Genomic DNA, 11,920 nt, shown 5'->3' with positions numbered 1-11,920 from the left:
CCCTCAGAAGGTCTTTTGCGCCTGCACGTACAGCCGCGGGTTGTGCCCGCCGCCGTCGGTGCGCGCGGGGTCGGTGCCGGCGCGCCAGGCCAGCGTGGCGTTGATGGTGAAGTTGCCGGGCCGCGTCCAGCTCAGGCCGATGCCCGCACCGCGCAGGCTGCGCGAATTGGGGCTGGCGTCGAAGATCGTGGGGTTCTTGATCTGGCGCCCGTGCGCCGCGTCGTAGAACACGAAGGGCGTGAACTCGGCGTCGAGCGACCAGCGCCATTCCACGGTGGCGATCAGGCCCTGGTCCACCAGCAATTCGCCCGAGGGGTAGGCGCGCACGGCACGCGCGCCGCCCAGCGAAAGCTTCTCCGAGGCATCGAGGTTCTTGCTGGCCCACTGGCCGCCCAGCGCCAGGTACAGCGAATGCCGGGGCAGCACCCCCTGCAGGCGCGAGAACTGGAAGGTGGCCTTGGTGAAGCCGCCCTCGGTGCGGTGGCCGCCCAGGCCCTGGTCGGTCTGCAGGCTGTCGGCATCGCGGATCGAGAGCCTGCCGTGGTAGAGCGTGCCGGTGCTGGCCCAGTAGCCGCCGCCCAGCCAGTCGTCGCGGCGCTCCCAGGTCCAGCCCAGGCCGAAGCCGCGCACCCGCTTGCGCGCCGAGAAGTCGACCGCCGTGTACTCGTCGGTGAGCTTCTTGCTGTCGGCCGACAGGCGCAGGAAGAGGTTTTGCTGGCGCTGGCGGATGAGCGGGTAGCTCAGCGAGACGTCGAACACGTCGGCCTTGCCCTGTGCACCCAGCTCCGAAAACTCGCCGCCCAGCTCGTAATTGACGCGCGCCAGCCCCACGCCGACGCGCAGGCCGCTGCTGCCGATGGGCGCCTCGTAGGCGACGCGGCCGAACTGCAGCGCATTGCCGTTGGAGACCATGGCGCGCAGGTCCAGGTTGTCACCGATGCCGAAGGGGCTTGCCCAGCGCAGCGTGCCGCCGAGGCGGTAGCGGCCCGACTCCTTCGTGCCGTGGTTGTCGGCCTCGGCCGTGAAGGCCCAGCGCGGCGCGGCGACCACTTCCACCGACAGGTCGGTGGTGCCGGGCTGCGAGCCTTCCTGCAAGCCCGAGGACACCTTGACGCCGGGCTGGTCGGACAGCAGCAGCATGGCGCGCTCATAAGCCGGCGCGCTCACGGCCTCGCCGGGCTGCAGCGGCGCGAGGAAGCCGCGCACGCGCGATTCGCTGGTCGGCGCATCGGGCGCGACCACCACGTCGACCTTGCCGAGGCGGCCTTCGATCACGCTGATCTCGACGATGCCGTCGCGCACGGTCTGCACCGGCACCACGGCCTGCGCCAGGAAGTAGCCGCGCTCCTTGTAGCGTGCGGTGATGGCCTTTGCGAGTTCTTCGAGATCGCCGAGCGTGACGTCGCGGCCGATGTAGGGGGCGGTGATGGATTGCAGTTCTTCGTTGCTCAGCGCTTTCACGCCGTTGAGCCGCAAGTCGTTGAGCCTGAACGTCGAGCCGGCGGGGCGCGGCGGCGCGGGCAGGCTCTGCGGTGCGACGGCACCGGTGGGGGCTTGCGCGAGCGGGCGGTCGCAGGTGCCGCAGGGGTCCTGGGTCGACAGCAAAGTGTTGGTATCGGCCGCGTGCGTACGCTCGGCTGCGACCAGCAAGGTTGCACTGACCAAGGCTGTGACTGCGAAGGCAATCGGGGTGGGGCGTTGACTGGCGCGCATATGTCAGTGCTCCGTTGCGCGTTGCGTTGCTGGCTGTTCGGGGTGCGTGCACAGGCCACCGGGTACTCCCCTCCGCGAATGTCCACCGTCGGCGTGATCGCCCCCCAAACAGCGCTCTTCAAAAACAAGGCACGTCATCTCATCCCCCCACCGTAAGACGCCAGTTGCCGATCAGGTTGAACGGCGCCCAGAAGAAGGGATGGGACATCTTGGGGTCCTTCAACACCGCGAGTTGTCCGGCCTGCATGGCCTTCTGGATGTCGCGCCCCTTGGCCAGCTCGCCGTAGAGCGTGCTCATGAGCACCGCGGTCGCGTCGTCCGACACCGGCCACAGCGAGGCGATCAGGCTGGAGCTGCCGGCCGAAAGGAACGAGCGCGTGAAGCCCAGCACCTCGTCGCCTTGTGCGATGCGCCCGAGGCCCGACTCGCAGGCCGACAGTGTGACCAGCGCGGTGCCGTCCATCGGCAGCCCGAGGATCTCGTGCGCTTCCAGAAAATTCTGCTTGCCGCCTTCGTTGGCCAACAGGATGCGCGAGTACAGCGGATCGACCGCGTCGGCCTCGGCATGCGCCGCCACATGCATCAGCGGCGAGCGCGTGGCCACGTCGCGAAACTGCGTCTTGGTGGCGGCCGCGCCCATGTACACGGTGTTGCGCGGGAACAGCTGCGCGAGCTGCTTCACCTCGGTCTCGGCGCCGGGCAGGTCGTACTTGTCCTCGATGCGCGGATTGCCGAAGGCGGTAAGCGACGCGTTTACGCGCGGCGTGCGCTGCGCGAGCTGCACGGCGATGCTGATCGACGGCGCCACGGCCACCGGATGCTTCTCGATGACGTAACGGCCATCCAGCCGCAGCGCCTGGAACGGCAGGTAGTGCAGCGGCCCGTGCGGCACCACGATCAGCCGCTGCCCCGGCGCGAGGCCGAGCGGCCCGAGCAGCGCGGCGCCCAGCTTGTCTGCGTTGGTGATGGCGGCGCGGCGGCCGCGCACGATGGAATTGCGGAAGGTCTCGACCAGCTCGTTGAGGTCGTCGCGCTTCACGGCCACCGTCTTCTCGGTGATGTCGCCGGAACTCACGACCCACACCACGAGGCGGTCGGGCAGCGAGTGGAACTGCACCACGCGCTCGTCGGGTGCCAGCATGCGCTGCAGCGCGGCGAGATCGACGGTGTTGGCGGCCTGCTCGTTGATCTTGGCTCGGCCGCGCACCGCGTCGAGCAATGCGCGCGAGCGGCTGTGCTCGCTCACCTCGAAGGCCTGGCGCGCATCGCCCGCGTCGCTGTAGATGGCCACGCCGCGCTCGAACACCGATTGCAGGTCCGAGAACAGGCCCATCTTGAATTCCTCGCTGCGGAATTTGGCGCGCACCTTGTCGACGTCGCCGAGCGCGCGGCCCACGGCTTCGGCCGCGGCCTGCTTCTGGCCCAGCGCGAGTTCGCTGCGCGCCACGCCGTCCCAGGCCCAGAGGCGGTAGTACTCGGTGTCGGCGCCGACCTGCCGCGCGGTGAGTGCGCGGTACATGTCGCGCGCCTCGGCGGGCTTGTTCTCGGCCAGCAGCAGCCGCGCGCGGGTGCGGTCGAGCTGCGCGGTGAGCGGTGCGTCCTTCGGCGGCGCCATGGCACCAAGCACTTCGCGTGCCCGCGCCGGGTCGCCCGATTCGATCAGCGCATTGACCAGCGAGGCCTGCACCAGCGGTGCATAGCGCGGCGAGCTGTTGGCCAATGCCTCGTCGTAGCTGAGCACCGCGCCGGAGAAATCGCCGCGGCGCGTGCGCACGTCGCCGATCACTTTCTGCACCGGGCCGACCACCAGCTTGGGATCGCGCGCCGGGTGCTTGAGCGCTTCGCGTGCGAACTCCTCGGCCTTCTCGAGCTGGCCCGAGTAGCTGTAGACGATGGCCAGGTCGCGGTTGGCCATGGCCATCAGGTTCGGATCGTTGGTGGCGTTGGCCAGGTGCAGCGCCTTGCTCGCGGCGCGCACGCTCTGGCGGAACTCGCCGGCCTCCGCCAGTGCGACGGCCTGGCTGCAGTATTGGTAACCCGAGAGCTTGACCGCGTCCTGCCCGTAGAGCACCGCGCCCTCGCTGGTCAATGCCAGCAAGGTGTCGGTGTCGTCCAGGCGGGCCTGCTCCATCTTGCTGGCTGCGGCTTCGGCATTCGACGACACCGCCGGCACTGCTGGACGTTGCTGCTGCTGTGCCGATGCCGAAGGGCCGAAGCCCAGGAAAAGAATGCCTGCAAGACCGAGAGCACTCGCGACAGCTGCACGACAACGTGCCGGGCGCTGCCATCCCCATCTCGAAAACCAAGCCATTGGACCCCCGTGCGCAGCCCTGTGAGCCCGCGGTCAGCGGACCATCGACGTCGCGAGAGTGCGCGCCGTTCAGGCCTCGGGGGGAAAGTCTAGGAGCGGCCTCCTGCCGCGCCTATTCGCAATACGGTCTAGCGCAAATGGACTACGGAGCAGGCCATGGCGCCAACTCCGCAGACCGGCGCGGGGATGCCCGCTTAACGCAAGAGCCCGGCTTCGCCCGCACGATGTCAATGCAAAGTGGCATCGGTGTCCGTGCGGTCAAGAAAAAAGAACGCACTTTATTAAGTAAGTGCGGATATGCCGATCTGTCGGTTTTTAAGTAAGCGTGAATCCCCTTCGCCGCACCTCAGACGAGCGAGCCAAACGATCTCCCCAAAATGGGGGATGCACAGCCGAGCCTGATTCGTGGAGACTGCCGCTCGTCGGCGCCGGGCGACGACACAGCGAAAGGCCAATCGCTAAAGGCAGAGCATCAACCAAGACTGTTGGCCAGCACTGCGAGGGAAAAGTGAAACTTCCGGGGCGTGGGTTCGAGGCTCGCCTGGCACAGACGTTCCGGGCCACGGCTAAATTCGTTGGCCGTTTCTCGGCCGCTCTGTTGGTCTGCCATGTCCTGCTCTTGGCAAACGTTCACGCTTTTTTTGCAGCAACAGGCCTGTACACAGCACGTAGCATCAACTATGACCGTGTGGTATGGGGTCCGGGGCCGATGCCCGACGCCAATGCGTGCATCGTGATGTTCGCCGATTGGAATGCGGAGATTCAATCTAACCCAGGGGCCTTCTATATCTTGGGGGTGGAGTACGCCGGCTTCAGCGGAGTTATCCCCTATCAATGCTCCTACTACGCGATCAGGCCATTCGGCCTCAGCAAAGTTTTTCAAAGCGTCACCCTTTCGCAAACATCGACCGCATGCCCAGCGAACAGCGTCCCCGATGCCACCGGAAATTGGTGTACCTGCGATGTGGGATTTGTTGAGCAGGCAAGCAGCTGCGTCAGGCCCGACATAGCGCCCGCGGCGTCCAACTCTTGCAAGAATCCTGATGGGCTGTTCAAAGGACAGCCCATCATGCCGGCCACAGGCGAGAAGTTCAGTTTTCAGAACGACTGGACCGACACTGGGCAAGCACCCATTTCGTTCTCTCGCACGTATCGAAGCGGATGGGCTTACGATCCAACTCGACCACAAGCGGGCCTGGGCCTTGTCTGGTCCCACAATCACTATGCTCGCCTGGATGCGACGCCGATCGGCGATCCCACCGACGTCACGATCGTCAATGCCGACGGCACCGTGCGCAAGTTTGCCAAGACCGCTGGCACCGCCGCCTGGGCGACCACCGCTAGTACCGACACCCTGATGCAGCTTGCCGGCGGGGCATGGACCTATGGCCACGCCGAAGACGACGCAACCCTCAACTTCGGCCCGGACGGCAAAGTCTTGTCTCGCCGCCAACGCAATGGCCGGACGACCACCTACGCCTACAACGTCTCGGGTCAATTGGCGAGCATCACCAACCCTTTCGGCCGCAGCTTGGCGTTGAGCTACAACGGCGCAGGCCAACTCGCAAGCGTGACACTGCCCGACGCCCGGGTACTGACATATGGCTACGATGCCCAGAGCCGCCTGTCCCAGGTGACCTACGCCGATGGAAAAAGTCGCAGCTATGTTTATGAGAACGCTAGCTTGCCCCAAGCCCTGACGGGCATCGCTGACGAGTCCGGCACACGCTGGGCTTCCTTTGCTTACGACACCCTCGGACGCGCAACGAGCACTCAACTTGCTGGCGCCGTGAATCGATACCAGGTCAACTACGTCAACCCTGGGTCCAGCTCCGTCGGCGATCCACTGAACAACTGGCGGAGCTATACATACGGATTCAGCGCCGGCAAGCTCGCCGTCACTGGCGGCTCGAAGCCATCGGAAACAAGGGAACCCGATGCCGCCAGCCGCATTCAGGATTCGAATGGCCTCGTCACGTCAGAGACCGACTTCAAAGGAGCTGTCACCACGACGACGTGGGACACAACCCGCCGCCTTCCCACCGAAGTCACGCGCGCCGTCGGGACACCCGAAGCCCAGACGGTCACGACGCAATGGCATGCCAGCTTCAACCTGCCGATCTTGATCTCGGAGGCCGGCCGCACCACGGCCATGACCTACGACGCACAAGGCAATCTTCTGAGTCGAACCGTCACGGACACAGCGAGCTCGCCCAACGTCTCGAAGGTCTGGCAATGGACGTATAGCACTCAAGGCCTGGTTGCCACCCGGACCGCCCCGAATGGAGCGGTCACCAACTACAGCTACGACAGTTCCGGAAATGTTCTGACGGAAACCAACGCGCTGGGTCATGTCACGCAGTACGGCTACGACACCGCCAATCGTGTCGTGAGCAGAACAGAACCGAACGGTCTCGTCACGACCTTCACCTGGGATGCCCGTGACCGCTTGGTGGCTCAGACTGTCGGCGGCCAGCAAACCACGACCTTCGCCTACAAAGCCGCCGGGATGCTTGAAACCGCATCGTTTTCCAGCGGTCTTGTTGTCAGCTATACCTACGACGATGCGCATCGCCTCGTGGCCTGGTCCAACAACCGCGGCGAGTCCGGTACTTACACGCTCGACGCGATGGGCAATCGCACGGCCGAGCAGATCCGAGACGGCGCCGGTAACGTGGCCTGGACCGTCGTTCGTACCATCAACAACATCAACCGGGTCAGCGCCAAGACAGAAGGCGCCAACCAGGCCCACTATCTCAGCTACGACTACAACGGCGAGTTCATCCGAGACACGAACGGCGCATATCAAAGCACCACCTACGGTCTCGACGGCCTGCGCCGCATCAAGTCCGTGACCGACGCGGCGAACGTCACCGCCACCCTGACCTACAACGCCCTGGATGCCGTCACCGAAGCCAAGGACTTCAAGGGTGTGGCCACCACCTACGCGCGTGATGCCCAAGGGAATGCGACGGCCGAGAGCAGTGCCGACACCGGCGGCGCCAGCACCCAGTACGACGCCCTGGGCCTGCCCAGCCAAATCACCGATGCCCTGGGCCAGGCCACAACGATCACCCGCGATGCCCTGGGCCGTCCCACCGGCCTGGTCTTCGCCGACGGCAAGACCACCACCCTGCGCTACGACCTGAGCGCGAACAGCAAGGGCTACCTCTCGGAGATCGTCGACCGCAGCGGCACGACCGAGTACACCCGCGACGCCTTCGGCCGTGTGACCCTCAAGAAGCAGACTCTCGCGAACGGCAGCGTCCAGCAGGTCAGCTACGGCTACAACCCCAACGGCACCTTGGCGAGCATCGGCTACCCCAATGGCGGTGGGCTGCTCACGCACAGCTACGACAGCACCGGCCGCCTCACGGCCCTGAGCCTGAACGGCAATCCGCTCGTTACCGGCATCGCCTGGAACCCCTTGGGCCAACCCACCGCCTGGAGCTGGGCCTTCGCCAGCCCAACTCTCGCAGCCAGCCGCAGCTACGACACCGCCGGGCGCATGACCGCGACCGAGTTCAGCAGCTATGTCTACAACACCGCCGGCCGCATCGCCAGCCTGACGCAGAGCCTCTACGGTCCGGGCGACACCGATCCGACCCACAGCACCATCGCCAGCAGCAACGTCACCTGGAGTGTGGTCTACAGCGCGGTCGGGCGCATCACCAGTTTCAATGCCACAGGGAACACCGCCAGCTTCGGCTACGACGCCAACGGCAACCGCTCGAGCAGCACGCGGGTGCTCAACGGCCAGAGCACCAGCCGCACCTACACCGTGGGCGCGACGAGCAACCAGCTCAGCGGCTTCTCTCAGACCATGAGCGGCACCACCACGAACGTGGCCTATGGCTACAACGCCAACGGCGACCTCGTGAGCGATGGCCTGCACAGCTACACCTACGACGCCGAAGGGCGCTTGGCCGCGGCCACCACCGGCGCCACTGACGTGAGCCCGACCACGCGCTACGCGCACAACGCGCTGGGCCAGCGGGTGTTCAAGACTGAGCCGCTGTACCCGCCGGGCCCAGGCGACGAAGCCGACCCGGGCTTCATGCAGATGCTGATCGCGTTCTTCACCAAGCTGTGGAGTCCTGCAACGACGCAGGCCGAGCAATTGGGCTATGCGTATGTCTATGACGAGCAGGGCACCCTGATCGCAGAGGTGGGCAGTGGGGGCACGAACAGTGTGGGGCAGAGCCAGTACATCTACCTGCCCACGGCCAACGGGCCGATGCCGATTGCGGCCATCGTCAATGGCAACACCTATGCGGTGCACAGCGATCACCTGAACACGCCGCGCAAGCTCACCGATGCGAGCGGGCAGGCGGCTTGGCAGTGGAGCTACAGCGCGTTCGGGGAAGACAAGCCGACGCTGGCGAAGAACCGATTTGGCAATCTGGAGACGATACCGAACCCGGGCACGACGGGCATCTCGGAGGTGAAGTTCAACCTGAGGTATCCGGGGCAGTATGCGGATGCGGAGTCGGGGCTGTTCTACAACGGGTTCAGGACGTATGACCCGAGAGTTGGTCGCTATACGCAGAGCGATCCCATCGGTCTCGAAGGTGGGTGGAATCGGTTCGGCTACGTTGGTGGAAATCCGCTGAGCTACAGCGACCCCAAGGGGCTACAGTTACAAGCGATTCCGATCGTCGGTCCAGTACTCAGTCTGGGTATTGGCTGTGCCCTCTCACAAGGATGCAGAGATTTGTTTTCGCCACCGGCCAGCTCTGGCGGTGCCAGTGGTGATCAACTCCCAATCGTCACGCCGAAGATCGGCAACAGTTGGCCGACGTACCCTCCGGACGACAATTCTAAGAGCGACAAATATGATCGTGATGCAAACGCATGCTACGAACAATGTGCGCATCTTCTAGATCCCTCGTGTAAGGATCGTCAGGCATCAGACTATCGAAAATGTTTCCGTCGATGCATGTTCGACAAGGGACACCCTGGACTTCCACCCGATTGAGGCTACAAATGACAAGAGACCAAGCAATCCAAATCCAAGCCAAAGCGCTTGCTGCCGTTGAAGAACTGGTATCCGTTCTAGAGATCGTGAAGGACGCGGTCGCGCCCGAAGAATACGAAAGGGTCAAGAAGAGTATTGGCCTGTCAATCGGGGCGATTGAGATGCATGTCAATGTCCCTCTGTATCAACAGTTCCCAGACCTAGAGAATTGAGGCGTCCTAGTCAGGGCGGAACAGCGACCGGCCCAGCTTCCCCGCTGGGCCTTGTTCATCACCTTCCGAACAGTTTCCGAGCAATCGACGGTCCCAGTAGCCCCCTCAGGAACGAATGGCGCTCGACCAGCTTCTTGCCCTGTGCGAATGCACTGGATTCCTCGACGGTCTGCGCAACGTTGTCGATGCTGTCGATCAGCTGCCGGTGACGGCCGTCCTCTCGCTCCATCTGCAACGTCTGGAGCTTTGTGGTCGTGACCTGCTCGGTTTAGTCGAGACAGTTTTTCCTAGAAGACGGCGGGTTGCAGTTCTAGGCGGAGTTCCTGTTTGAACTCTGCCGGGGTCAAGTATTGCAGGCTGCTGTGGGGACGTACCTCGTTGTAGTGATTGCGCCAGGCTTCGATCAGGACAGCGGCTTCGCGGCGCGAACGGAACCACTCGATGGACAGACACTCGTCGCGGAACTTGCCGTTGAAGCTCTCGTCGGTGCCGTTCTGCCAAGGCTTGCCGGGATCGTTGAGCACGGTGGCAATGCCCGAGCCTGAGATCCACTCCAGGATGGCTTGGCTGACGAACTCCGGCCCGTTGTCCGAACGCATGAACAGCGGCGCACCATGCAAGCTCACCAAGCGCGAGAGCACCTCGATCACCCGCTTGGAGCGGATGGCCCCGGCCACATCGATGGCCAGGCACTCGCGGGTGTATTCGTCCACGACAGTCAGGCACTTGATCTGCTGGCCGCTGGCCGTGGTGTCGAAGACGAAGTCGTAGGCCCAGACCATGTTGGCCTTGAACGGCGTGTGAACGCGCGGGCGCACCGAGGCGATGCGCTTGCGCGGCCGTTTTCGGGGCACCAGCAGGCCCGCCTGGCGCCACAGCCTGTGCGTGCGAGACCAACTCAGCTCGAAGCCCTTGCGGCGCAGAAACACGCGGATGCGGCGATAGCCGTAGCGCGGATACTGAGCCGAGAGTTCCTTCATCGCCGCAAGCACCGGCGCATCCTTGGCGGGCAAGCGCAGCTCATAGCTGGGCGTGGCGCGTGACATGCCGATGAGCCCGCAGGCGCGGCGCAGACTCAAGCCACGTGCGCGCACGAAGGCCAGTTGCTCGCGCCGAGCGAACGGGCTCACCATTTTTTTGCGTTGATCTCCTTGAGGATCTCGAGGTCCAGATCTCGCTCGGCAAGGAGCTTCTTCAGCCGGCTGTTCTCAAGCTCCAGGGCCTTCAGACGCTTGACGTCGGCCGCCTCCATCTGGCCGAAGTGTTTGCGCCAGGCATAGATGGTGGCGTCGCTGACCTTGTGCTTCTTGGCGGCCTCGGCCACCGTCGTACGATCTGCTTCGCGCAGGATCGTGACCATTTGCTCTTCTGAAAATCGACTCTTCTTCATGGGCTCCTCTTCGGGCGGGAGCCATCTTCCTAGAAATCAATGTCTCGGAGAAACCGGGCAGGTCAGACCCAATCGGATTGCGTGGAGGTTGGAATCGCCGCATCTATGCAGGGGCAAATCCGCTCGGAATCTCAGATCGATATGGGCTCGACTGGGATTGCTACGTGCCTGGTGGGTGTGTCTATCGACCGCCCTTGCTCGACCTCGATGGCATTCCCATTCCAGTGCCAAACTGGCTGGATGGCTTACTGAATCGCAGACCGAAGTGGCCTCCGCCTTGGGGTAGTGGCGATGATGACTCTCGTGGAGAGCCTTGGCCAAAGGATGATAAAAATGCGTGTATCCGTACCTATGCAAATTGCAAGAACTACGGTTGGTCTGGCAATTGCCAAGCTTGTCTCGATGAATGCATTTCATCAGGAAGCGGCGACTGGCCGTTCGATCTGTGTACACCACCAAAGATGAAAAAAGGTGTCCTCAATGACCCTAGAGCCCTCTGCGAAGCCGGATGACTTGGAGAAAGCATTCACTTTGATACGTGAGTACAAGCAGGGAAGCTTCGCTTCGGGCGAGGACATGACGGACGAGCATGTCGAGCTACTGCGCCTGCTGTGCAGTGATTTGCTCCCAACAGAGACCTTTTCAGCCGACCGCCTTGGTGACTTGGTGATGCAAGTTGCCCACGCCGATACTTTGTGGAATCGTCGGACGCAACATGCAGTTAGTGAGATCTACTCCTTGAGGGAAGCAAACAAGGCCGATGAAGCAGAAGAGTGCCGTCAGGCATTTCTAGCTCAATGCCCATCTACTTGGTATCGAGATATCGTCGAAGCTGTTTAACAAGGCACCGGTTTCCTCTCTGGGCCTTGTGCCATCACCGGCCGAACAGCTTCCGAACAATCGACGGTCCCAGTAGCCCTGTCAGGAACGGATGGCGTTCGACCAGTTTCTTGCCATGTGCGAAAGCACTGGAATCCTCGACTGTGTGCGCAACGTTGTCGATGCTGTCGATCAGCTGCCGGTGACGGCCGTCCTCTCGCTCCATCTGCAACGTCTGGAGCTTTGTGGTCGCACCGGCTCTGCCTGATTGACCACTCGGTTTCCATCTCGAAATGGACGTATGGGTCTCAAGGTTTGGTCGCCACCCGGACCGCCCCGAATGGAGCGCTCACCAACTACAGCTACGACAGTTCCGGAAATGTTCTGACGGAAACCAACGCGCTGGGTCATGTCACGCAGTACGGCTACGACACCGCCAATCGTGTCGTGAGCAGAACAGAACCGAACGGTCTCGTCACGACCTGGGCTGCTCACGC

Annotated in this window: 8 protein-coding genes; 4 read left to right on the top strand and 4 right to left on the bottom strand. The window is 63.4% G+C overall.

Annotation, left to right across the window (positions count from 1 at the left end; all coding sequences use genetic code 11):
• Positions 1 to 3 precede the first annotated feature (3 nt).
• On the bottom strand, positions 4 to 1,713 hold the full coding sequence (locus ACEN9N_RS27370; protein WP_495654973.1) for a ShlB/FhaC/HecB family hemolysin secretion/activation protein: 1,710 nt from the start codon (positions 1,711 to 1,713) through the stop codon (positions 4 to 6).
• Positions 1,714 to 1,852: 139 nt separating this feature from the next.
• Positions 1,853 to 3,877 carry a CHAT domain-containing protein gene (locus tag ACEN9N_RS27365; RefSeq protein ID WP_495654972.1) on the bottom strand — a complete coding sequence of 675 codons (2,025 nt, stop codon included), beginning with the start codon at positions 3,875 to 3,877 and terminating at the stop codon, positions 1,853 to 1,855.
• A gap of 856 nt (positions 3,878 to 4,733) precedes the next feature.
• Here ACEN9N_RS27365 and ACEN9N_RS27360 point away from each other — a divergent pair.
• The gene (locus ACEN9N_RS27360) at positions 4,734 to 9,002 is read left to right on the top strand and encodes an RHS repeat-associated core domain-containing protein (protein ID WP_495654971.1); all 4,269 of its coding nucleotides are present in this window, start codon (positions 4,734 to 4,736) and stop codon (positions 9,000 to 9,002) included.
• Positions 9,003 to 9,010: 8 nt separating this feature from the next.
• The gene (locus ACEN9N_RS27355) at positions 9,011 to 9,214 is read left to right on the top strand and encodes a hypothetical protein (protein WP_413334873.1); all 204 of its coding nucleotides are present in this window, start codon (positions 9,011 to 9,013) and stop codon (positions 9,212 to 9,214) included.
• Positions 9,215 to 9,272: 58 nt separating this feature from the next.
• Here the strand turns inward: ACEN9N_RS27355 and ACEN9N_RS27350 are convergent, their stop codons facing one another.
• Together ACEN9N_RS27350 and ACEN9N_RS27345 are read right to left on the bottom strand one after the other, a co-directional pair.
• Positions 9,273 to 9,449: a hypothetical protein gene (locus ACEN9N_RS27350; protein WP_495654970.1), complete on the bottom strand. Its 177-nt coding sequence runs from the start codon at positions 9,447 to 9,449 to the stop codon at positions 9,273 to 9,275.
• Positions 9,450 to 9,501: 52 nt separating this feature from the next.
• Positions 9,502 to 10,604 (bottom strand): IS3 family transposase gene (locus ACEN9N_RS27345; RefSeq protein ID WP_495654336.1). Its coding sequence is split into 2 segments (ribosomal slippage): positions 9,502 to 10,346 and positions 10,346 to 10,604, totalling 1,104 coding nucleotides; the frame shifts between segments, so codons are not numbered across the junction.
• A 480-nt stretch (positions 10,605 to 11,084) separates the two neighbouring features.
• Between ACEN9N_RS27345 and ACEN9N_RS27340 the strand changes: the two genes are divergently transcribed.
• Both ACEN9N_RS27340 and ACEN9N_RS27335 read left to right on the top strand, forming a co-directional pair.
• Positions 11,085 to 11,444 (top strand): hypothetical protein, encoded by a 360-nt coding sequence (locus ACEN9N_RS27340; protein ID WP_495654969.1) that lies wholly within the window; start codon positions 11,085 to 11,087, stop codon positions 11,442 to 11,444.
• A 91-nt stretch (positions 11,445 to 11,535) separates the two neighbouring features.
• Complete coding sequence (locus ACEN9N_RS27335) at positions 11,536 to 11,691, top strand: hypothetical protein (RefSeq protein WP_495654968.1); 156 nt, start codon at positions 11,536 to 11,538, stop codon at positions 11,689 to 11,691.
• The last annotated feature ends 229 nt before the right edge of the window (positions 11,692 to 11,920 follow it).

It is taken from the genome of Variovorax sp. Varisp46 (assembly GCF_059491885.1).
This window is presented reverse-complemented; position numbering and strand designations above follow the sequence as displayed.